Source organism: Blautia difficilis (assembly GCF_014297245.1).
GTDB lineage: Bacteria > Bacillota > Clostridia > Lachnospirales > Lachnospiraceae > Blautia_A > Blautia_A difficilis.
Genome location: NZ_JACOQG010000036.1, coordinates 1 through 22804, shown reverse-complemented (window position 1 = coordinate 22804; position 22804 = coordinate 1). Strand labels below are relative to the sequence as shown.

Annotated in this window: 18 protein-coding genes and 1 pseudogene; 4 read left to right on the top strand and 15 right to left on the bottom strand. The window is 41.0% G+C overall.

Features of this window, described 5'->3' with window-relative positions; genetic code table 11:
- The 8 genes and pseudogenes from H8Z82_RS15195 to purF form a co-directional block, all read right to left on the bottom strand.
- Positions 1–834 (bottom strand): MerR family transcriptional regulator (locus H8Z82_RS15195; protein WP_186995570.1); only part of this gene is annotated, 834 nt, incomplete at its 3' end.
- A 93-nt stretch (positions 835–927) separates the two neighbouring features.
- Complete coding sequence (locus H8Z82_RS15190) at positions 928–1107, bottom strand: TnpV protein (protein ID WP_330608000.1); 180 nt, start codon at positions 1105–1107, stop codon at positions 928–930.
- Between the two features lie 53 nt (positions 1108–1160).
- A pseudogene (locus H8Z82_RS15185) lies at positions 1161–1316 on the bottom strand (site-specific integrase); the annotation flags it as partial.
- 168 nt (positions 1317–1484) lie between these two features.
- Complete coding sequence (locus H8Z82_RS15180; protein WP_186995569.1) at positions 1485–2969, bottom strand: glutamate synthase subunit beta; 1485 nt, start codon at positions 2967–2969, stop codon at positions 1485–1487.
- A gap of 16 nt (positions 2970–2985) precedes the next feature.
- Positions 2986–7539 carry a glutamate synthase large subunit gene (gltB, locus tag H8Z82_RS15175; RefSeq protein WP_186995568.1) on the bottom strand — a complete coding sequence of 1518 codons (4554 nt, stop codon included), beginning with the start codon at positions 7537–7539 and terminating at the stop codon, positions 2986–2988.
- A gap of 74 nt (positions 7540–7613) precedes the next feature.
- Positions 7614–9221, bottom strand: a complete 1608-nt coding sequence (locus tag H8Z82_RS15170) for a CTP synthase (protein WP_186995567.1) — start codon at positions 9219–9221, stop codon at positions 7614–7616.
- Between the two features lie 300 nt (positions 9222–9521).
- Positions 9522–9749 carry an HPr family phosphocarrier protein gene (locus H8Z82_RS15165; protein ID WP_019161182.1) on the bottom strand — a complete coding sequence of 76 codons (228 nt, stop codon included), beginning with the start codon at positions 9747–9749 and terminating at the stop codon, positions 9522–9524.
- A 332-nt stretch (positions 9750–10081) separates the two neighbouring features.
- Complete coding sequence (gene purF, locus H8Z82_RS15160; RefSeq protein WP_019161181.1) at positions 10082–11497, bottom strand: amidophosphoribosyltransferase; 1416 nt, start codon at positions 11495–11497, stop codon at positions 10082–10084.
- A 335-nt stretch (positions 11498–11832) separates the two neighbouring features.
- Here purF and H8Z82_RS15155 point away from each other — a divergent pair, with 335 nt between their 5' ends.
- Together H8Z82_RS15155 and H8Z82_RS15150 are read left to right on the top strand one after the other, a co-directional pair.
- Positions 11833–13932 (top strand): glutamine synthetase III family protein, encoded by a 2100-nt coding sequence (locus H8Z82_RS15155; protein WP_186995566.1) that lies wholly within the window; start codon positions 11833–11835, stop codon positions 13930–13932.
- Positions 13933–14294: 362 nt separating this feature from the next.
- Positions 14295–16007 carry an ammonium transporter gene (locus H8Z82_RS15150; protein ID WP_186995565.1) on the top strand — a complete coding sequence of 571 codons (1713 nt, stop codon included), beginning with the start codon at positions 14295–14297 and terminating at the stop codon, positions 16005–16007.
- A 66-nt stretch (positions 16008–16073) separates the two neighbouring features.
- On the opposite strand, the gene H8Z82_RS15145 is transcribed toward H8Z82_RS15150, so the two are convergent.
- The 5 genes from H8Z82_RS15145 to H8Z82_RS15125 all read right to left on the bottom strand — a co-directional run bounded on the left by H8Z82_RS15145 (position 16074) and on the right by H8Z82_RS15125 (position 19548).
- Positions 16074–16736, bottom strand: coding sequence for a trimeric intracellular cation channel family protein (locus H8Z82_RS15145; protein WP_186995564.1), 663 nt, complete (start codon positions 16734–16736; stop codon positions 16074–16076).
- Between the two features lie 87 nt (positions 16737–16823).
- Positions 16824–17081, bottom strand: coding sequence for a substrate-binding domain-containing protein (locus H8Z82_RS15140; RefSeq protein ID WP_019161177.1), 258 nt, complete (start codon positions 17079–17081; stop codon positions 16824–16826).
- Between the two features lie 15 nt (positions 17082–17096).
- Entirely contained in the window at positions 17097–17909 is an 813-nt protein-coding gene (locus H8Z82_RS15135; RefSeq protein WP_019161176.1) for a PD-(D/E)XK nuclease family transposase, read from the bottom strand.
- Between the two features lie 337 nt (positions 17910–18246).
- On the bottom strand, positions 18247–18822 hold the full coding sequence (locus H8Z82_RS15130) for a hypothetical protein (protein WP_117677530.1): 576 nt from the start codon (positions 18820–18822) through the stop codon (positions 18247–18249).
- 129 nt (positions 18823–18951) lie between these two features.
- A complete protein-coding gene (locus H8Z82_RS15125) occupies positions 18952–19548 on the bottom strand; it encodes a hypothetical protein (RefSeq protein ID WP_019161174.1) in 597 nt (198 codons plus the stop codon).
- Positions 19549–19663: 115 nt separating this feature from the next.
- Between H8Z82_RS15125 and H8Z82_RS15120 the strand changes: the two genes are divergently transcribed.
- Positions 19664–20971 (top strand): IS4 family transposase, encoded by a 1308-nt coding sequence (locus H8Z82_RS15120; protein ID WP_118136687.1) that lies wholly within the window; start codon positions 19664–19666, stop codon positions 20969–20971.
- 340 nt (positions 20972–21311) lie between these two features.
- On the opposite strand, the gene H8Z82_RS15115 is transcribed toward H8Z82_RS15120, so the two are convergent.
- Together H8Z82_RS15115 and H8Z82_RS15110 are read right to left on the bottom strand one after the other, a co-directional pair.
- On the bottom strand, positions 21312–21752 hold the full coding sequence (locus tag H8Z82_RS15115) for an RNA polymerase sigma factor (protein WP_227567412.1): 441 nt from the start codon (positions 21750–21752) through the stop codon (positions 21312–21314).
- A gap of 94 nt (positions 21753–21846) precedes the next feature.
- On the bottom strand, positions 21847–21984 hold the full coding sequence (locus H8Z82_RS15110; RefSeq protein ID WP_019161172.1) for a hypothetical protein: 138 nt from the start codon (positions 21982–21984) through the stop codon (positions 21847–21849).
- Between the two features lie 170 nt (positions 21985–22154).
- On the opposite strand from H8Z82_RS15110, the gene H8Z82_RS15105 reads away from it, so the two are divergent.
- The gene (locus H8Z82_RS15105) at positions 22155–22364 is read left to right on the top strand and encodes a hypothetical protein (protein ID WP_019161171.1); all 210 of its coding nucleotides are present in this window, start codon (positions 22155–22157) and stop codon (positions 22362–22364) included.
- Positions 22365–22804: the final 440 nt, after the last annotated feature.

Sequence of the window (22804 nt, the reverse complement as noted above, 5' to 3'; positions counted from 1 at the left end):
TTTTCCTCTCAAATCCATTTTTGTCAATCCGACTACTAACAATCCCATAAAGACTGCCGTATTCACAAATAAAAGTACAACAACACTTTTTACCACTCCGAAAGTAAAAAGTATTGAGAAAATTTCTACTGACAATACAATAAAACACATATAATTTGTCAAATACTCTGTTATAATTTTTCCATAATAATTGTTCATCTGTAATTTGGCATAGATAAAAGGTTTTAATAAATAACGGATTATAATGCAGATAACCGGACAAATAAAAATCCAATTTTTATTCACCAAAGATGTTGCCACACCTTTACTCCATTGTACCGGAATTTCTGTCGGCAGCTTAGAATAAGACAACGACCCAATAATCAAGCATAGTACGGTAATCGTTATCCAAGTAAGCATACTTCCCCATATATACAAAAAGCTGACTGAATCTAGTTTGAAAACAGTTTGATTATCTTTCCAATAATCCTGCAACTCTGTTACATATTGTTCTACCTGTAATTTTTCATAACTAATACTTTCTTCACCCAACATTTTTTCGCACATGAGTTTTGCCTTATTCAAATCAGTAATCTGACTATTTAATATTTCATTCTGCCTCTCAAGCGTTTCCTGCAATGTTACTTTTCCAGATATAATGCTTCGTATATCCTCAATAGAAATTCCTAATGTACGCAGATATGCAATCTTCTTTATATTTTCCACATCATTTTCTGAATAATCTCTATAACCATTACTTTCGTTTCTTGAAGGCTCAATGAGTTTTTCCTTTTCATAAAAACGAACATTAGAACGGGATAAACCTGTTCGTTCTTCTACGTCTTTTATTTTCATGTTATGCACTCCTTTCAAGCAACTCTATTTTATCTTAAGAATAAGCTATAAACAAGGTTTACAGTCAAGCATTTATCCAAAATCTCTTCTCTTTTAATTATAAATCAATTCAACATTCACAACCTCTCTTGCTCTACTCCAAATATTATTCATTTCTCCTACCCCAGCCACCTGATCAGTTGCTTTAAGTTGTTCGGTAATACCTTCACTCTCTGCCATCTGCTCTACAATCCTTTCAAAGCGTTTCTGTGCCTGTTCTTCTATATCAGCCAAATAATCATTCAACCTTCCACTTGTAAGCAGATTCAGATATACACCTCTACGATATTCTTTGTGACCGTAAAGATTCGGTCTTTCTTCTTCAATCCGTAAAGCATCTGCAAATATTCCTGCATTTCTTCACAGAGGAACTTCGGCATTTTGATCATACGATTACTTTTCTTTGTTTTCGGTGTGGTAATCACATCTTCGCCGTGTAATCGCTAATAGGACTACGCTGGGTTTACTAAGTATTTTTGTTTATTTAAACTAAACTACAATTATTGTAATACCCGAAACACCCGAAAATCACTTCAAAAAAAACAAAGGTGCCACTTCCTGACGTCCTTTTCCGTCAGGCAATAGCACCTTTGTCATATTTTATCTTATTTTTACAGATAGGAATATCCCATCAGTGATTCATCTACCGCCTTTGCAGCTTCCCTGCCCTCGCGGATTGCCCATACTACCAGGGACTGGCCTCTGTGCATGTCTCCTGCTGTGAAGACTTTGTCTACGGAGGTCTGATACTGGTCTGGTTTTGTATCTACATTGGTTCTTCCGTTGATGGCTACCTTAAATGCGTCTGTTACATATTTCTCACTGCCAAGGAATCCGGCTGCGATAAGAACTACGTCTACAGGAATGACTTCTTCAGTACCTTCTACCGGTACCATCATCATTCGTCCTGTTTTCGGATCTTTTTCACTCTTTAATTTCGTGAGTTTGGCCTGGCAGACATTGCCGTTTTTATCTTTGATAAATTCTGTAACAGTAGTCTGGTATACTCGTGGATCATGTCCGAATACAGCGATAGCTTCTTCCTGGCCATAGTCTGTTTTGAGGACTCTCGGCCACTGTGGCCATGGGTTGGATGGCGTTCTTTCCACTGGCGGCTTCGGCATCATCTCTAACTGGATCACAGATTTGGCACCCAGACGGATGGAGGTTCCCACACAGTCATTTCCTGTATCACCGCCACCGATGACCAGAACGTTTTTACCTTTTGCAAGTTCATATGGAACTTTGGCAAAGTCAGTATCCAGAAGAGCTTTTGTTACCTGTCCAAGGAAGTCTACTGCGAAATAGATTCCTTTTGCATCTCGTCCCGGAACTTTAATGTCTCGTGGATTGGATGCTCCGCAGGCAAGGATGACGCGGTCGAACTGTTTCAGAAGTTCTTCTGCCTTGATATCCTTTCCTACGTTTACATTTGTAACGAATTTCACACCCTCTTCTTCCATGAGATGGATTCTTCTGTCAACAACAGCTTTGTCCAGCTTCATGTTTGGGATACCGTAGCGGAGAAGTCCGCCTACACGGTCTTTTCTTTCAAATACAGTTACACTGTGGCCTCGTCTGTTTAACTGCTGGGCTGCTGCCAGTCCGGAAGGACCGCTTCCGATGACTGCAATAGATTTGCCTGTGCGCACTTCCGGGATCTGCGGAGTTACCCATCCGTTCTCATAGGCTGTCTCAATAATCGCACGTTCGTTTTCTTTGGTGGACACCGGTTCTCCGTTTATATTACAGGTGCAGGCTGCTTCGCAGAGTGCAGGGCAGACACGTGAAGTAAATTCCGGAAAGCTGTGTGTCTTGCTCAGTCTTAAGAATGCCTGTTTCCAGTTGCCTGTATAAACCAGATCATTTGTCTCAGGTACAAGATTATGCAGAGGGCAGCCAGATGCCATACCGCCGATCATCATACCTGACTGGCAGAATGGGACGCCACATGCCATGCAACGTGCACCCTGAAGTTTCTGTTTTTCTTTATTTAACGGGGTCCTGAATTCTTTGAAATTTGCAATGCGGACCTTTGGCGGCAGAACCTTTGCCGTCTCTCTTTTATACTCTAAAAATCCCGTAGGTTTTCCCATGATTTCCTCTCCTCTCTCAATGCTTGGCGCCAATACTTTCGTAGAACGCTTCCATCTGTGCCTGCTGACTGTTCAGACCTTTTTCTTCCAGTTTTGCACTTAAAGTGATCATCTTCTTGTACTCATTTGGAATGAGTTTCTTAAAGTGCGGCAGATAATAATCAAAGTCAGCCAGAACTTTCGCACCGAGTTTGGAACCTGTTGCTTCTACATGAGCTTCAATCAGGTCGCGAAGTTCTTTTCTGTCATATTTATTTTCCACTTTTTCGATGGAAATCATAGCTTTGTTCAGGTTCTTGTAAAGAACATTATCCACATCCAGTACATATGCGATACCGCCGCTCATACCTGCTGCAAAGTTCTTGCCAGTCTTACCAAGTACGACTACGCGGCCGCCTGTCATATATTCACAGCCATGTTCTCCTACACCTTCTACAACTGCAGATGCACCGGAGTTACGGACTGCGAAACGCTCACCTGCAACACCATTGATAAATGCAGTACCGCTGGTTGCACCGTAGAGGGCAACATTACCTACGATAATATTCTCTTCTGCTTTATATGCAGCTTTCTCCGGAACCTTCAGGATCAGTTTACCACCGGAAAGTCCTTTTCCGAAATAGTCATTGCTGTCACCGGTCAGTTCCAGTGTAAGTCCCTTGGGGATAAATGCGCCGAAGCTCTGTCCGCCGGCACCGTTGCAGTGTACAGTGATGGTGTCATCTGCAAGTCCGTTTTTATTCTTTCTGGTGATTTCTGCACCAAGGATGGTTCCGAATGTACGGTCAATGTTTGTCAGATTTACAGAAAGCTCTGTTTTCTGGCCTTTATTGATGGCATTTGCACATTTCTTAACCAGAACTTTTTCATCCATGGTTTTTTCCAGCTCGAAGTTATATACAGCTTTCGGATCAAAAGTAACTTTCTGGTCTTTTCCTGCAAATGGGTTATTCAGGATTGCACTTAAATCTACTTTACCCTGATGTGGTTCTGGTACATTGTCTGTCTGAACCAGAAGATCTGTACGTCCAACCATTTCGCTGACTGTACGGAATCCCAGTTTGGACATATACTCTCTTAATTCCTGTGCGATAAAGCGCATGAAATTCTCGACATATTCCGGTTTTCCTTTAAATCTCTTGCGGAGTTCCGGATTCTGTGTTGCCACACCTACCGGGCAGGTATCCAGGTTACATACACGCATCATTACACATCCCATGGTTACGAGAGGAGCTGTTGCAAAGCCGAATTCCTCTGCACCCATCAATGCTGCGATTGCAACGTCACGACCACTCATAAGCTTACCGTCTGTCTCAATGCGGACACGATTTCTCAGCCCATTTTTAAGCAGTGTCTGATGTGTTTCTGCAAGTCCCAGTTCCCATGGAAGTCCTGCATTGTGGATAGAACTTCTTGGAGCTGCACCTGTACCTCCGTCATAACCGGAGATCAGGATCGTCTGTGCACCCGCTTTGGCAACACCTGCTGCGACTGTGCCCACACCTGCTTCAGATACCAGTTTAACAGAAATATCTGCATATTTATTTGCATTCTTAAGGTCATAGATTAACTGTGCCAGGTCCTCGATAGAATAGATATCGTGGTGCGGTGGCGGGGAAATCAGGCTGACACCCGGTGTGGAATGACGGGTTTTGGCAATCCATGGATATACCTTCTTTGCAGGAAGATGTCCGCCTTCACCAGGTTTTGCACCCTGTGCCATCTTAATCTGGATTTCTCTTGCAGATACAAGGTAACGGCTGGTTACACCGAAACGTCCGCTGGCAACCTGTTTGATCGCAGAGCATCTGTCATCACTGCTTCCTGCGGAATCCAGTCTTTCATCACTTTCACCACCCTCACCTGTATTGGATTTTCCATGGAGGTGGTTCATGGCGATTGCCAGTGTCTCATGTGCTTCCTGTGAAATGGAACCATAAGACATGGCACCTGTCTTAAATCGTTTTACGATATCATCTACGCTCTCCACTTCTTCAAGTGGAACCGGAGTCTCAGCAAACTTAAAGTCCAGAAGTCCTCTTAAGTTTCCGTGGTTTTCTTTATCCACCAGATCTGTGTACTGTTTGAACAGATCGTAGCTTCCTGTCCATGTGGACTGCTGCAGAAGGTGGATGGTCTGAGGATTGTAACGATGTTCCTCTCCCTGGCTTCTCATCTTGTGTGCGCCTACGCTGTCCAGAGTCAGGTCTGTAGGAAGTCCTAATGGGTCAAATGCTTCTGAGTGAAGCTTCTCTACATTCTCTTCAATATCATCCAGAGTGATTCCGCCTACACGGCTGACTGTACCAGTAAAGTATTTCTCGATCACATCTGAGGAAATACCGATTGCCTCAAAAATCTGAGATCCCTGATAAGACTGGATGGTGGAAATACCCATTTTGGAAGCAATCTTTACAATACCGCTGATCACTGCATGATTGTAGTCATCTACTGCTGCATAATAGTCTTTCTCCAACATATGACTGTCGATCAGTTCATGAATGGTCTCAAGGGCAAGGTACGGGTTGATTGCACTTGCGCCATAGCCAAGTAAGGTTGCAAAGTGATGTACTTCTCTTGGCTCTCCGGATTCCAGAATGATGGCAAGGGATGTACTCTTTTTCGTCTTTACAAGATGCTGATGAACTGCGGATACTGCCAGAAGTGACGGAATCGGCATATGGTTTTCATCTACTCCTCTGTCTGAAAGAACAAGGATGTTTGCACCCTCACGGAATGCTTTATCTACTTCTACGAAAAGACGGTCAATGGCTCTCTCAAGTTTCGTACTCTTATAATATAAGGTAGAAACAACCGCTGTCTTGAAGCCTTCATGTTTAAAGCTCTTAATCTTCATCATGTCTGTATTTGTCAGGATCGGATTATTGATCTTTAATACCTGACAGTTTTCCGGTTTCTGCTCCAGCAGGTTTCCGTCTTTGCCTACATAAACACTTGTGCTGGTAACGATCTCCTCACGGATCGCATCGATCGGAGGATTGGTAACCTGTGCAAAGAGCTGTTTAAAGTAGTCAAATAATGGTCTGTTCTGTTTGGAAAATACTGCCAGCGGAGTATCTACACCCATAGCGCCGATGCTCTCTGCACCATTTAACGCCATGTTTCTGATGGAAGTACGATACTGCTCATAAGTATAACCGAATGCTTTCTGCAGACGCGCTCTCTGCTCAGGTGTATATTCTTCCGGTCTTTCGTTAGGAATCTTGATGTCTTTTAACTGTACCAGATGGCTGTCCAGCCATTCACCGTATGGCTGCATTTTTGCATAGCCCTCTTTCAGTTCATTGTCATCGATTACTTTTCCCTTTACAGTATCTACAAGAAGCATTTTTCCAGGATGAAGACGCTCTTTTAATACGATCTTTTCTTCCGGAATCGGCAGAACACCCACTTCTGAGGAAAGGATCATGTAACCATCGGAGGTAATATAATATCTGGATGGACGGAGACCGTTTCTGTCAAGGACAGCTCCCATCACATCACCGTCCGAGAAGAGGATAGATGCAGGTCCGTCCCATGGCTCCATCATGGTTGCATAGTACTGGTAGAAATCACGCTTTGCCTGTGAAATAGTATCATTGTTTGCCCATGGTTCAGGGATTGTGATCATCACTGCAAGAGGCAGCTCCATGCCGCTCATTACCAGGAATTCCAGTGTATTGTCAAGCATTGCAGAGTCGGAACCATTTCTGTTTACAACAGGGAGCACTTTATGAAGCTGTCCCTCCAGATATGGTGATTCCATGTTTTCTTCTCTTGCAAGCATCTTATCTGCGTTGCCGCGGATGGTGTTGATCTCACCGTTGTGTACCATAAAACGGTTAGGATGTGCCCTCTCCCAGCTTGGGTTTGTGTTGGTACTGAAACGGGAATGTACCATGGCAATCGCAGATTCATAATCCGGGTTCTGAAGGTCTTCGAAGAAAGTACGAAGCTGTCCAACCAGGAACATACCTTTGTAAACGATGGTACGGCTGCTCATGGAAACTACGTAAGTGTTATCATTACTCTGCTCAAACTCACGTCTTGCAATGTAGAGCATACGGTCAAATGGAAGACCTTTTTCCACATCTTCCGGCTTTTTGATAAATGCCTGCATAATGCATGGCATACACTCTCTTGCCTTGTGTCCAAGCACTTCCGGGAATACCGGAACCTGACGCCAGCCCAGAAGCTTCAGACCTTCTTTCTCAAGGATGATCTCAAACATCTTCTTTGCCTGTGCACGTTTGATCTCGTGCTGTGGGAAGAAAAACTGTGCGATACCGTATTCTCTCTCATCGCCAATCTCAAATTTCTCTTTCTTACAGGCTTTTTTGAAAAATTTATGGGAAATCTGAAGAAGAATACCTACACCATCACCGGTTTTGCCTTCTGCATCTTTACCTGCACGGTGCTCCAGATGTTCTACGATTTTTAATGCGTTTGCAACAGTATCGTGGGTTTTCTTTCCTTTGATATTGACAACTGCTCCGATACCGCAGTTGTCATGTTCAAATTCAGGCCGGTACAGACCTTGTTGTTGCTGTTGTTCTCTCACTTCTTTCATAATCTCCTCATCCTTTCTATTTCTGCTGTTCTTCGCTTATTTTTTATTTCAAGTACACGAATGTGTTTGAGTAATTAATTACCTTTATAATCGACTGCCGCCTGAATAAATCCTCTGAATAAAGGATGTGCATGGTTCGGACGGGATTTGAATTCAGGATGTGCCTGGGTTCCTACATAGAACGGATGCCCTGCAATCTCGATCATTTCTACAATTCGGTTGTCAGGAGAAGTTCCTACAATATTCATTCCCTTCTCCTGAAGTTCTTTACGGAATGCGTTGTTTACTTCATAACGATGTCTGTGACGCTCATGAATCTCTTTCTTACCGAAGAGTTCATAGGATTTAGAGCCTTCTGCAAGGATACATGGGTAGCTTCCAAGTCTTAAGGTTCCACCGATATCCTCGACATCTTCCTGATCCGGCATCAGTGCGATCACCGGGTGTTTGGTATCCGGATCCAGTTCAATACTGTTTGCATCTTCGTATCCAAGTACATGGCGGGAAAATTCTACGATTGCCATCTGCATTCCCAGGCAGATTCCAAGATATGGTATCTTATGTACTCTTGCATACTGTGCTGCCAGGATCATTCCTTCTGTACCTCTGTTTCCGAAACCACCCGGAACCAGGATACCATCTACATTGTGAAGCTGCTGATCCAGATTCTTCTCTGTCAGTTCTTCGGAATCAATCCAGTCAAGCTCTACTTTGGCTCTGCAGGAAATTCCGCCATGTTTCAGTGCCTCTACTACACTGAGATATGCATCATGAAGCTGTGTATATTTTCCTACGATTGCGATTTTAACTGTTTTGTTCGGATTTCTCAGACTTTCTACCATTTCCTCCCAGTCGCTTAAATCCGGTTTTCTGTTTTCCAGACGGAGACTTGAAAGAACTACATCTGCAAGCTTCTCTCTTTCCATTGCAAGAGGAGCTTCATATAAATATTCCACATCCAGATTCTGAAGCACATGGGATACAGGTACGTTGCAGAATAAAGCGATTTTTTCTTTAATGTCCTCTGTCAGCTCATGTTCACTTCTGCACACCAGTACATCCGGCTGGATTCCCATTCCCTGAAGTTCCTTTACGCTTGCCTGTGTAGGTTTTGTTTTCATTTCTTCGGATGCCTTCAGATAAGGAATCAAAGTCACATGGATAAGGATTGCATTGTCATGTCCCACATCATGCTGAAACTGACGGATTGCTTCCAGAAACGGCTGACTTTCAATATCACCAACAGTTCCTCCCACCTCGATAATGGCAATCTTATCTTCATCTGATGATTTTGCGCGATAGAAGCGTCCCTTAATTTCGTTTGTAATATGAGGGATTACCTGCACGGTACCTCCACCAAAATCTCCGTGACGTTCTTTCTGAAGAACAGACCAGTAAACCTTACCGGTTGTCACATTGGAATTTTTATCAAGACTCTCATCAATGAATCTCTCATAATGTCCCAGATCCAGATCAGTTTCTGTACCATCATCTGTTACAAAAACTTCTCCGTGCTGAATGGGGTTCATAGTTCCCGGGTCAATATTAATGTAGGGATCAAACTTCTGCATGGTGACCTGATAGCCTCTTGCTTTAAGAAGACGTCCCAGAGATGCAGCTGTAATTCCCTTTCCAAGACCGGAAACAACGCCTCCTGTGACAAATACATACTTTACTGCCATTTGATTTCCTCCTCCATCATCCTTGGTTCTCTAAAACTGATAACATAAATTCTTTCCGGAAAATCTGGATTTCAATAATAAAAAGCGCCAAGTACAGAAGCTCTATAGGGACACTTTGCCCACAAGTTCTGTACCTGACGCCTTTGTCAGATTTATCTTTCTTATTCGAAACCATATTTCCGATTTTTATCTTAAAAATATGCTATACTATAAAACAATTTTTTATCTTTGTCAATATTGAAATATCTGATTCGGTAAAAAAAATCAGGAACAGATATACTGTTCCCGACTTTTATAGCTTCAGGCTACTGCAAACTTTTGAAGAGTACGCTCAAACTCCTTATTTTCTCCATGACAATCTACGGTCAAAACCTTTGTCAGATCCATACTCAAAATCCCAAGAATGGATTTCGCGTCAATGAGAAACCTATTATAATAAATATCAATATCAAAATCACATTTGGAAGCTGCATTTACAAATTCCTGTACATCCTCCGCTGCATTTAACTTAATCTTACTCTGTGTCATAATGATCACCCTTTCTGGATACTCTGTTCATACTTTTATCAGTGAACCTATCACCTTTCAATTGCACACATTATGTCCTACACATTTCGATTTGTCAAGATTTTTCACGATTTCCTGTTGACGTTTTTTCTATTTCATTTTGTATATTTCGTACAATTATAATGCTGCGAATTTAGCTATTTTGTCTTTTCATATTTTATATATTCTCATATTGGCTTGACCATTTTACGGGAATCTCTTTATAATTATATGCATTTTCCCCAATTTTCATGATTTTTTATTTCCTGTATCCAATTAATGGATATGCTGGTACATCCTTTCTTTCTCAGGAATCAGCATTTTACAATATCCATAAAATCAGCATCTTTATAGTCAGGAATATCCATTGGATACTTACCGTCAAAGCAAGCCTTGCAGAGAGGAAGTCCTCCTGCCATGCCTTTCAAATAATCTGTCTGCATATATCCAAGAGAATCCGCACCGATCATCTGACAGATTTCTTCTTCACTGTGGCTGGCAGCAATAAGCTGATCATTAGAAGGTACATCTGTGCCGAAATAACACGGGTGCAAAAATGGCGGGGAACTGATACGCACATGTACCTCTTTTGCACCAGCCTCTTTTAACATATGGATCAGATTGGCAATCGTGGTACCTCTTACAATTGAATCATCTACCAGAACAATTCTTTTTCCCTTCACTACAGACTCCAGCACACTTAATTTCAGATGTACACTGGATTCTCTTTCTTCCTGGGTAGGCTTGATAAAGGTTCGTCCAATGTAGCTGTTTTTATAAAATGCAAATGCAAAGGGAATCCCTGATTCTTCTGAGTATCCCTTTGCTGCCGGAAGACCGGATTCCGGAACACCTGTAACAATGTCTGCTTCTACAGGATAAGACTTGGCAAGCGATTTACCACCCCGGATTCTGGCATCATAAACCTTTACTCCATCGATTGTACTGTCAAGGCGGGCAAAATAAATATACTCAAATACACAATGTGCCTTTTTTGTACCGGCAAGTTCCATATTGGATTTCAGTCCATCTTTTGTGATAGTAAGAATTTCGCCCGGTTCAATATCACGGACAAACTCCGCACTCACTGAGGTCAGCGCACAGCTTTCAGAAGCAATTACATAAGTATTTCCTCTTTTTCCCAGGCATAAAGGCTTCAGGCCATAAGGATCTCGGACAGCGATAAGTTTTCTCGGGCTCATAACAACCAGTCCATAAGCGCCTTTAATCTTCCTGGCTGTTTTTAAAACAGCTTCCTCTACTGTTTTGGAATGCACACGTTCTCTTGCAATATGGAAAGCAATCACTTCTGAATCTGTAGTTGTATGGAAAATTGCACCATTCTGGATCAGTTCCCACTTCAGTTCCGGTGTGTTGACCAGATTTCCATTATGAGCCAGCGCCAGAGTTCCCTTTACATAAGACAAAACCAGGGGCTGCGCATTTTCAGCAACAGAAGCTCCTGTTGTAGAATATCTTACATGACCAATTCCAATGTCTCCTGAATATTTACGCACTACATCCTGGCGAAGCACTTCACTTACCAGTCCAAGATCCTTGTGAAATTTTACATTTCCTCTCTCTCCTCTGGTATCTGAAACTGCCAGTCCACATGATTCCTGTCCTCTGTGCTGCAGGGAAGTCAATCCATAATATATGGATGGAACCACATTTCCTCCATCCAGATCATAAATACCAAACACCCCACATTCTTCTTTTATTCCAGCCATCTGATCTCTCCTCCGATTTCTATCATATCGTTAAAAACTTGCATAGTAAATTATAATAACAGAATTAAATTTGTCAACTGTTCCTTTTTATTTTTATTGTCTGTAATTTTTTCTGTTTTTTCTATTTTTTTAAAAAAGTACTTGACATCTCTTTTTATATCGTTTATAGTACAGCACATAAAGCAAAGGCGCTTTGAACTGATGTAAATCAGATTCGAAGTGCCTTTTTCGTTTTATACAAAACTTTTCGTTTTATAGAAAATGTTATGCGAATGAGGGATTTTCTATGAGACGAAAAAAATTGATGAACCATAATTCGAAAGGAGAATACCTATATGGCACAGAATATCCCTGAACTGTATGGCAGCCTGGTCTTCAATGACAAAGTAATGAGAAGCAAACTGCCAAAAGACATGTACAAAGCATTAAAAAAGACAATTGAGAACGGCACCCACCTTGAACTGGATGTTGCAAATTCTGTAGCTGTTGCCATGAAAGAATGGGCAACAGAAAACGGAGCAACACATTATACACACTGGTTTCAGCCAATGACAAACGTAACAGCAGAAAAACATGACAGCTTTATCTCTCCAACAGGCGATGGACAGGTAATCATGGATTTCTCCGGTAAGGAACTTGTAAAAGGTGAACCTGATGCTTCCAGTTTCCCATCCGGCGGACTGCGTGCCACCTTCGAGGCAAGAGGATATACTGCATGGGATCCAACTTCTCCTGCATTCATTAAAGACGGAACACTTTACATTCCTACAGCATTCTGCTCCTACAGTGGCGAAGCACTGGATAAAAAGACTCCTCTTCTTCGTTCCATGCAGACATTGGACAAAGAGGCTGTAAATCTTCTCCATATTATAGGAAACAAAACCATTAAACATGTAAATACCACCGTTGGTCCGGAGCAGGAATACTTCCTGGTAGACAAAGAATTATATAAACAAAGAAAAGATCTGGTATTCTGTGGACGTACTTTGATCGGTGCCCCTGCTCCAAAAGGACAGGAGATGGAAGATCATTATTTCGGAGCACTTAAGCCGCGAGTTGCAGCTTACATGCATGATCTGGACGTTGAGCTCTGGAAGCTGGGCATCCCGGCCAAAACTAAACACAATGAAGTAGCTCCTGCACAGCATGAATTAGCTCCTGTATTTGATACCACAAATGTTGCAGTTGACCACAACCAGCTTACAATGGAAATCATGAAGAAAGTTGCTGACAAGCATGGTCTGGTCTGCCTCCTTCATGAAAAACCATTTGACGGCATTAACGGAAGCGGAAAGCACAATAACTGGTCTATGATCACAGATGATGGCATAAATATTCTGGATCCTGGCAAAACGCCGGGAGAAAACACACAGTTTCTGATTTTCCTTACTGCTGTGATCAAAGCAGTCGATGAATATGCAGATGTACTTCGTATTTCTGTTGCAAGTGCAGGAAATGATCATCGTCTGGGTGCCAACGAGGCTCCGCCTGCAGTTGTATCCGTCTTCCTTGGTGATGAACTTACAGAAGTATTAAAAGCAATTGAAAAAGATGAATATTTCGCAGGAAGCCGTGCTGTCCAGATGAACATCGGTGCCAAGGTTCTTCCGCACTTTGTAAAAGATAACACAGACAGAAACCGTACTTCACCATTCGCATTTACCGGTAATAAATTTGAATTCCGTATGCTGGGATCTGAAGCTTCTGTTGCAAACCCAAATATCATCCTGAACACAGCTGTTGCTGAGGCTGTTCATCAGTTTGCTGAGGAATTAAAAGATGTTCCGGAAGACAAAATGGAAGAATCAATCCATGAACTGATCAAAAAGACCATTATTGCTCACAAACGTGTTATTTTTAATGGTAATGGTTATACAGATGAATGGATTGCTGAAGCTGAAAAACGGGGTCTCTTTAACCTGAAATCTACCCCGGATGCTCTTCCACAGTGGATTGCAGACAAAAATATCGAGCTCTTCACAAAATATGGCATTTTTACCAAAGAAGAAATTGAATCCCGTTATGAAATCTGGCTGGAAGCCTATTCCAAGATCGTTAATATCGAATCCAATACTATGGTTGAAATGGTACAGAAGGATTTCCTTCCATCTGTATTTGAATATATTGACAAGCTGGCGTCTACTGCTATTTCCAAAAAATCTGTTATTGCAGATATCAGTACTGATGCAGAAGGTAAACTGATCAAAGAACTCTCTGATCTTGCCGGTGATATCACCAAAGGTCTGGAAACCTTGAAAGCAGATACAGCAACAGCTCTTGCCACAGAGGATCCTCTTGCAAATGCAAAGGCATATCAGTCCATAGTACTTTCCGACATGGAAAGCTTAAGAAAATCTGTAGATACAGCTGAAACACTGATACCGGATGCATTGCTTCCATATCCTACCTATGACAAGCTTCTGTTTTCCGTATAAATGATATGATTCTGAATGTTTATAGAATTGTTGGAGCTACAAAGCAACGGAACAATCCGTAAATATTTAACCGAATAACTGCGGAGCAGTTATTCGGTTATGAGCAAGCAGCGAAGCGGATTGCGAATATCCACTTGACTACATTGGTAACAACAGGGGAATATCCCTTTATGAACTCTACTTCATAATTCATTATCGATTTCCTCATCCATTAATCACACGATATTTTGATATTCCCCTGTTTTACATATATTTATAAAAAAAATTTTAAGTTCGCAAAAGCGCGACAGAACCTTTTAGGGATTCTGCCGCGTTTTTCGATATAGAGGAAATTTATTCATGAATGAGGGAGGAGTAATATTATGGAATTTTCTTCAGTAAACACAATATGGGTGCTGGTCGGCGCCGCACTGGTCTTCTTTATGCAGGCCGGATTCGCAATGGTAGAAACAGGCTTCACACGAGCAAAAAACGCAGGTAACATTATTATGAAAAACCTGATGGACTTCTGTATCGGTACTCCGGTCTTCTGGCTGGTTGGTTTCGGTCTGATGTTTGGTACAGGCAATGGATTTATCGGAAAGATCGGTGGTATTGCTTCTGAAGCAAACTATGGTTCCGGAATGCTTCCTGACGGAGTTCCTTTCTGGGCATTCTTAATCTTCCAGACAGTATTCTGTGCAACATCCGCAACCATTGTTTCCGGTGCAATGGCAGAACGTACCAAGTTCCTTTCCTATTGTGTCTACAGCCTTATGATCAGTCTTGTTGTATATCCGGTATCCGGACACTGGATCTGGGGCGGTGGATTTATCAGTCAGATGGGATTTCATGATTTCGCAGGTTCCTGTGCAGTACATATGGTAGGTGGTGTGGCAGCTCTGATCGGTGCCATCATCCTTGGACCTCGTATCGGCAAGTACACAAAAGACGGCAAATCAAAAGCTATCCCGGGACACAACCTTACAGTTGGTGCTTTAGGTGTATTTATCCTCTGGTTCTGCTGGTTCGGATTTAACGGTGCTTCCACAGTCAGTATGGAAGGCGATGCAATCATAAGTGCAGGTAAAATCTTCGTTACTACTAACCTTGCAGCAGCTGTTGCAACTGTAACTGTTATGATCATCACATGGGTACGTTACAAAAAACCGGATGTTTCCATGTCCCTGAACGGTTCTCTTGCAGGACTTGTAGCAATTACAGCAGGATGTGATACAGTTTCTCCTACATCCGCAGCAATCATCGGTATTGTTTCCGGTTTTATCGTAGTATTTGGTATTGAATTTATTGACAAAGTCCTGAAAATCGATGACCCTGTTGGTGCTGTCGGTGTTCATGGTTTAAACGGTGCATTTGGTACTCTTGCAGTTGGTCTTTTCTCCGACGGTGCAGGTACAGGTTGGAAAGGACTCCTTACAGGCGGCGGTTTCCACGGATTTGGTGTTCAGTTCACAGGTATGATCATTACAATCGCATGGGTTGTTGTTACCATGACAATCATCTTCCAGGTAATCAAACATACAATCGGGCTTCGTGTTTCAGCTGAAGAAGAAATCGCAGGTCTTGACTCCAAAGAACATGGTCTTGCAAGTGCTTATGACGGTTTCGCAATGGCAGGCGTTCCAACTCCTATGGGAACTTCTGTAAAAGCTCCTGTTGTTACAGCCAGACCTTCCGCTCCTGCTGAATCAGTTCCTGAACTTCCGAAAGAAGGCGTTCATAAACTTACAAAGGTTGTTATCATCACACGTCAGAATAAGCTTGATGAATTTATGCAGGCAATGAATGAGATCGGTGTTACAGGTATTACTATCACAAATGTTCTCGGATGCGGCGTACAGAAAGGTGCTCCATCCTACTATCGTGGTGTTGAAGTAGAAATGAATCTTCTTCCTAAGATCAAAATTGAGATTGTTGTCAGCCTGGTACCTGTAAAGAAAGTGATTGAAACTGCCAAAGCAGTCCTTCATACAGGTCAGATCGGTGATGGTAAAGTATTTGTATATGACATTGAAAATGTTGTTAAGATCCGTACAGGCGAAGAAGGTTATCTCGCTCTCCAGGATACAAAATAAATAAGCACTCAATAACTATCCTGCTATAAAGTCAAGAAAGAGTCCGGAATAAATCCGGACTCCTTTTTATTTTTCACTCTCATTATGAGACAATCTGGGCAAATTCCAGCGATAATGTGCTGCCAGATACCGAATCAGTATGACTATAAAGCAGGCTACCATCATTGCTTCCACATTTCCCACAAAACGATTCATATACACACATACAACCGCTCCTACAATAGACGCGCATGCATAAATATGCTTTACAAAAATATAAGGCGGTACTCCTGCCATCATGTCACGCAGCAAGCCTCCCCCTACTCCTGTAATCGTTCCCAGAAACACCAGGAGAAACACATTATCCATATATCCACTGCGAATTCCCGTATTCACTCCCACTACTGTAAAAATTCCCAGACCGATAGAGTCCATCACCAGCATGACTCTGTCATAGGTAAGCCGCATATGCCCTTCCAAAAGCTGACGTTTCCAGTAAAAAACCAGAAAAACCAGACAGGAAGTAATGGTAGCCACCAGGGCATATACCGGATTTGTAAACACATTAGGTGGAATAATCCCCAGCACAATATCCCGGATCATACCTCCGCCTACAGCTGTAACTACACCCAGTACACTGACACCGAAAATGTCCATATTCCGTTCTACACCTACCATTGCCCCGGAAGCAGCAAAAGCAATCGTACCTGCCATTTCCATAAAAAAAGTTATAATACTCTGGTAATCCATATTAACCTCTGACTTTTATATTTTAGTTCATAAATTATATCATTTTTTATAACTTATGTGAAGCAGGATCCTGATTTTTCAGACATCTTATTTTTTTATTTTTTTCACAGATGCCCCCTTAAACAAAGTTCCGTCTACTGAAAAACGATCAATCAATGTAGTCTTGGGATTCTCAATCAGATCGATCAGCTTCTCCGCAGCTATCCTGCCAATTGCCGCTGTGTCCTGACAAAGGGTGGTGAGCTTTGGCTCCAGAATTTTCGCAATATCAATTCCATCATAACCTGCAATAGAAATATCATCAGACAGCCGCTTCAGTATCGGAAGAACCCTGAACTGCAACATCCTCTGTAATAGATTTTACGCTTTCTTTTGTGTAATAGCCTCTCGTACCTGCTCAACGGACAGCAATGTGGTCTCTGCAATTTTATCAAGATCATGCTCTCCATTTTTCCACATATTCCATGCGATTTTTTTACTTCTGCTTACTTCTGCCTCATCACGTTCTCTATCTACAATTACCTGCATCGTCTTGCACATATCAGCCACTCCTTTCGGTTCCTCTTTAAAATATCTTACTCTCGCAGCTATTTTTGCATTATGCATTTCGTGATAATTAACACAGTTAAAATCATGCATTAGCCAGCCAACCTCATCATCTCCTCTGTAAGAGCCATTTACATATACAATATGTGCTTTATCATTAAACAGTTTCCCTGTTTCCTGTACTGTTCTTTCTATTGTATAAATCGGAAGTCCACCTACCAACACATCATTAGACGTTATAAATATGATATATGTCTCTGGCATCTCTGTATATTTACTTCCTGATGTTGTAAGTCTGGTATCAAATAATGAGCTGTTTAATCTGGCACGTTCTGGTACTGCCCCACTATCATCCTGTTGGACCTCGATATCGTACTGTTTTCCTTCGGAATCATTAGCGTATATATCTAATCTGACAGATCGTCCAAACAAATTTCCAATCGTCAACTGTGTAACAGATTTCGTTACCGTCAGATCATCTCTTTTTAAAATGATCTTCAAGAGTTCCTCAGTACACTCTAAATCACTGGAAAACACCTGTGTCATAAACGTATCATCCATTAACGTAAACTTGTTAATGGCGTCCATGCGTTCTGTATTTTTCTCGTCTAAATTCAACACCTGCATTCATTCACTTTCTTTTCATATTCTTATTATAAGTGCTTTCATTATACTTATGCAATAAGATTTTTTCGACAAAACAGGAAGAGAATCATGCATCCTCTTCCAGGTCTTAAATGGTATTTTTTACTTCTGCCATTTCCAACATCATTGTTACTTAACTACTTTTCCTGTAGGTGTTACCCCAATCCGGAGAACATGTGAATACAATTTTCCACCCTTTTTCTGTACCGCTTTGCAATTTCCCACTGCATACATTCCGGATGGATAGTGTGACTTTGAAGTAACCGTAAAAGTATTAGATGCATTATTATATCAGTTCATAGATGTCTGTTTACACTGGCTAGCCATTATATAAGAACAGTCCCCTTAAAACCCACTGTACCATCGTTGCATTGTCACTTTTTCTGTATATTCTCCACTGCTGTCCATACTCTACCCTGCTCACTGTCGAAGCAGCCCTTGTTAAAATTGGCTTTGATTCCCACTCATTAATTTCAGCGGCATATTCTGCGTCTATATTGTCGTCATTAGTGGAAATCAAATTCATGGATTCAATTCCTGCTTCTGATAGTTTTATGTTGTCATCCTGCATAGCAGCTTCAAAATCTGCCTCTAATACTTCGGCCTCACTGTCTGACTGCGTTGAGCCAGTGCTGTTTCCAGAATATGAAGTTTCTAAAAAATCATCCAGTCCCAGACCAATTCCATCTTTCATGGCCGATTCAAAATCTTGCTGTAGTTTTTTATCGCTCACGTCTGCTTGACACTCCGTTGCGAAATCATCATCGCACATTGCTCCTTCATCAAAAGAATATAACTCCGTTGATTCATCCGCATACACATCTGCCGCATGTACAGGCACTTCCAGCATTCCTATCAAAGAAATCATCAGTAAATATAGTGTAGCTTTTTTCATGATTTTGTCATTTCTTTCTCTTCTATTACTGCATATTTTCAGATTTATTAACTGAATTATTGTGTTTTTCCAAATCTTTAACACAAATAATAATTCCTCAATGTCATTTAGTTAAGCCTGCGTGACAATTTAAACAGAGTGTTGTTGAATATTTGAACACACTCTGTTTAGACGACGGCTATACGATAAATAGTACAAATCTTGCATCATCACCGAATATTTCATTTCATCTCCCGTAATGGATGTTCCCATGTATCCCTCTATAAAATCGAAGTATCCATTCGTTCCAGCATTCTTTTCCCAAGTATCTATCGAAGCCTTAATCCTTAGCAGACACATTACCGGAATCTTATAGTATTGTTGCATTTTCTTTAAATCTAACTCATGCTGCCTCCCTCTGGAAATAAGCAGCTCCTTTATTTCACTATTCGTGTATGGATCAAATGCCATAAGCAGGGCAGTTTCAAGCCGTTCATTATCCTCATTGCGAAAGTTTCCCGTGTCAAAACTTTCTCCGGTACATCTTGATTTAATATCAAACAATACAAGGGCAATTGCCTCTTTCATTCTTCTGCTGTTTGAAGCGGGAAACTTTCGATGGATTTTTAACGCATTACTTTCCATCGGCAAAAGAAGCATACTGTAAGTTTCCTCATCACCTTTTCTGATTTTTCCAAACTCTTTTTCCATTTGAGAGTATATTTTTTCAAACTGATATAACTGCATTTTTCTTCTCTCTTCCTTTAGTTTTTATCCTCATTTTTTTCAAAAAACACTTGACAGGATAAGCAATATATGTTGTGTAAGCCTTGAATATAAACACATTTCAAGGAGGCACCCTATGACTCAAAACTTTTTAGCTGACTTAAAAACAACACTCGAAAACTGCATTGCTGAACTGGATGAACTTCATTTCATGTTCTGCCAAAACCCGGAAGCTGATTTCACAGGAAATCGTAAACTTTCTTTCCATGATTATATTCAATTTATGGTTCAAATGCAGAGTAAATCTGTTTCAAATGAAATCCTGGATTTCTTTGAGCATTCACTTGCAGCCCCTGCAAAATCTTCTTTTACCCAGCAGCATTTCAAACTCCAACCGGAAGGATGGAGCTTTCTGTTCCATATTTTTGTGGAACAGTGCAGGGAACTTTCTGATCAGCCCTATCACGGCTATCGCCTTTTAGCATGTGATGGTTCCGATGTCAATATAGCACGAGACCCAGAGGATGAAAGAACTTTTATCCATGAAGGCGAAAAGGGTTACAATGCGATTCACGTCAATGCTCTTTACGATATCATGAACCATACTTACTGTGATTTTCTGGTTCAGGGAAAAAAGAAGCTTCATGAACGTGCTGCACTGAATACCATAACTGACCGTTATCCCGATTCTGTGCCGGCAATTTTAATGGCAGACCGGGGATATGAAAGCTTCAATGTCTTTGCTCATCTTATTCAAAAGAATATGAAATTCATTATTCGCATGAAAGACATCAACAGTAACGGCATTCTTTCCGCTTATGATCTACCTGACAGTCAGTTCGATACCCATATAAAAACCACTCTTACCAGACGCCATACAAAAGAAACTCTTGGGGATCCCAATACGTATACCATTCTTCAGCAGACTACCGATCTGGATTTCCTGGATGAAAACTGTACATATTATGATATCGAATTCCGTATTGTTCGTATTCTTCTTGATAATGGGACCTACATCTGCATTGCCACAAATCTTTCGGAAGAAGACTTCCCCTTAGAAGAGATTAAAAAGCTTTACAGAATGCGCTGGAGCGAGGAAACAAGCTTTCGTGAGCTGAAATACACCATAGGTCTTGTTAACTGGCATAGCAGCAAGTATGACGGGATCCTTCAGGAACTCAATGCCCGGATGATACTATATAACTTCTGCGAATTTGTGACAGCTCAGGCCGTTGTGAGAACACGAGATAACACAAAGCATATCTACAAAATAAATTTCGCCACCGCAGTCAACATATGCAGAGCATATTTAAAACATAGCAGTGACGAAATTGAGACCATGCTTCTCATACAAAAGCACCTGACACCAGTCAGGAGCAACCGTAAATATCCTATCCGCCTCCGTCCAAAGAGAAATAGGGATTTCATGTATCGAGCGGCTTAAATATCATCACTATTATACTTCTTTTTCAGACAGATCTGCAATCTGTCTTTTTGGTATACGAAATTGTATTTTATGTTCTTCACAGGTAGTCATCTGGGGGGGGCAGACAGGACTTCCCATTGAACATAATATTTCTTAACTGAACCATGTTTTCTAAAGTCAAATAACGTGATATACTGTTTTTATCAGACGAAATGCTTATCTAAATGACATTGATAAAAATATATGTATGATAAATTTATACATATCTTTTTCAGTTTCCTTTTATTCCGCAGCAGATTCTGCTTAATTGCCCCTTCTGACATCTTATGTCTGGCGGCAATATTTTTAATGGATTCCATTACCCAATATCTCTGGACAAAATATCCCTGTCCCTGTCAGATAAACCGCCCAGGAAACGATTGATGATTTCTATCAGTTCCTCAGCTTCCATATGTTCATCTAAAATATGCGTTCTAGCGGTATTTAAACTTTCTACCTCTTCCGTTATGTTTGCAATATGCATATCCATCCGTTTTGCCGCATGCTTTTTTCTTAACATATCAATTGCGAATCCTCTTGTAATTTTTCCTAAGAAAGCTACCAGTTTTGGCGGCCTTTGGGGTGGGATATACCGCCATGCCGCAAACCATGTATCATTTACACACTCCTCGGAATCTTCCCTATTCATAAGAATCTTCCACGCAATAGAATAACAAGTGGAATTATACTTTTTATCAACTAATTGTATTGCATTTTCATCTCTTCTCCAGAACAAGTCTATAATATAAGTATCTTCCATACAGCTTTCTCCGATTTCGTACTTTCAAACATCCTGTGCAAATATCATAACAAAAAAGGCTCTCATAATAAACATCGTATTTCTTATGCTTTGGTTACGCTTTCTCTTCAAATTTCTGTTTCATGCTCTTATCTTCATCTACAATTCGTAGTATTCCCCCAATGGTGCAGAAACTTATTTTCGTTCTATATTCAAAAATTTCTGCCAAAGTGAGCTGTTTATATGTTATCATGTAGGTATATCTCCTTTAGGTGGATTGGTTAATTAGTTTCTAGTCAATTCTATTTTACCATAAACCTTGAGGAGATATTTTATTTTAACGACAAAAAACACCGTATTTATGCAGTGTTTGGCGTTTCGCAAACGCCTATACGTATTCACTAAATGAAAGGAGACAAATATATGCAAGCAAAATCAAAAAACCTAATTATTGGGTGCATTGCTACAATGGCCATCGTTGCAACTATTTCAACTGTGCATGGACATGTCTGTTTGGATAAACCCTTCACTTCTCATGAACATACCTGGGAAATTATTGAAATCAAAGAGGGAAAGGAATATATTTCTTGTCCGTGCGGCTGTATGGAAACACGAGATCACAATCACAAGTGAAATATCGCACGCATTGAAGGGAATACTCTATTTTTTGTTGTGACTGTGGATGCAATGAGAGTTGTGACCTTAGTATGTTTGAGGAAGTGTCAGTTTGACACTTCTCAGGCTTACTGAAGTGGAAACCCTCGGTATGAGGACAGCCTATTTTGCTGTACTACATAGACGGTTCCGTGATATAGTGTTTCAGCCTAACCCCGGTATCCCTGCAGATTGTCGCATGTTTTCAGTTTCCTATTATGTAATCAATCCGTCTTTTTTGTCCGTTCTGTTTTTTCTTCTGCTGTCTGGCAGCTCTCTTTCTGTTTTTCAGGTTTTGTGAAGTCAACTTTACAGAATTTACTTTTCTCTTTCTCAAACCAATTTAAACTTTTCTAAACAAGGGGCAGTTGCCTGTTTCTTTTTATTTTACCCTGATTCTTCTTCCCCAGGATACCCAG

Excerpts from the sequence above, each read along its gene's own strand:
- H8Z82_RS15180 (WP_186995569.1), bottom strand. The coding sequence starts at position 2,969 with ATGGGAAAACCTACGGGATTTTTAGAGTATAAAAGAGAGACGGCAAAG.
- gltB (WP_186995568.1), bottom strand. The coding sequence starts at position 7,539 with ATGAAAGAAGTGAGAGAACAACAGCAACAACAAGGTCTGTACCGGCCT.
- H8Z82_RS15170 (WP_186995567.1), bottom strand. The coding sequence starts at position 9,221 with ATGGCAGTAAAGTATGTATTTGTCACAGGAGGCGTTGTTTCCGGTCTT.
- H8Z82_RS15165 (WP_019161182.1), bottom strand. The coding sequence starts at position 9,749 with ATGACACAGAGTAAGATTAAGTTAAATGCAGCGGAGGATGTACAGGAA.
- purF (WP_019161181.1), bottom strand. The coding sequence starts at position 11,497 with ATGGCTGGAATAAAAGAAGAATGTGGGGTGTTTGGTATTTATGATCTG.
- H8Z82_RS15155 (WP_186995566.1), top strand. The coding sequence starts at position 11,833 with ATGGCACAGAATATCCCTGAACTGTATGGCAGCCTGGTCTTCAATGAC.
- H8Z82_RS15150 (WP_186995565.1), top strand. The coding sequence starts at position 14,295 with ATGGAATTTTCTTCAGTAAACACAATATGGGTGCTGGTCGGCGCCGCA.
- H8Z82_RS15145 (WP_186995564.1), bottom strand. The coding sequence starts at position 16,736 with ATGGATTACCAGAGTATTATAACTTTTTTTATGGAAATGGCAGGTACG.
- H8Z82_RS15140 (WP_019161177.1), bottom strand. The coding sequence starts at position 17,081 with ATGTTGCAGTTCAGGGTTCTTCCGATACTGAAGCGGCTGTCTGATGAT.
- H8Z82_RS15135 (WP_019161176.1), bottom strand. The coding sequence starts at position 17,909 with ATGCAGGTGTTGAATTTAGACGAGAAAAATACAGAACGCATGGACGCC.
- H8Z82_RS15130 (WP_117677530.1), bottom strand. The coding sequence starts at position 18,822 with ATGAAAAAAGCTACACTATATTTACTGATGATTTCTTTGATAGGAATG.
- H8Z82_RS15125 (WP_019161174.1), bottom strand. The coding sequence starts at position 19,548 with ATGCAGTTATATCAGTTTGAAAAAATATACTCTCAAATGGAAAAAGAG.
- H8Z82_RS15120 (WP_118136687.1), top strand. The coding sequence starts at position 19,664 with ATGACTCAAAACTTTTTAGCTGACTTAAAAACAACACTCGAAAACTGC.
- H8Z82_RS15115 (WP_227567412.1), bottom strand. The coding sequence starts at position 21,752 with ATGGAAGATACTTATATTATAGACTTGTTCTGGAGAAGAGATGAAAAT.
- H8Z82_RS15110 (WP_019161172.1), bottom strand. The coding sequence starts at position 21,984 with ATGATAACATATAAACAGCTCACTTTGGCAGAAATTTTTGAATATAGA.
- H8Z82_RS15105 (WP_019161171.1), top strand. The coding sequence starts at position 22,155 with ATGCAAGCAAAATCAAAAAACCTAATTATTGGGTGCATTGCTACAATG.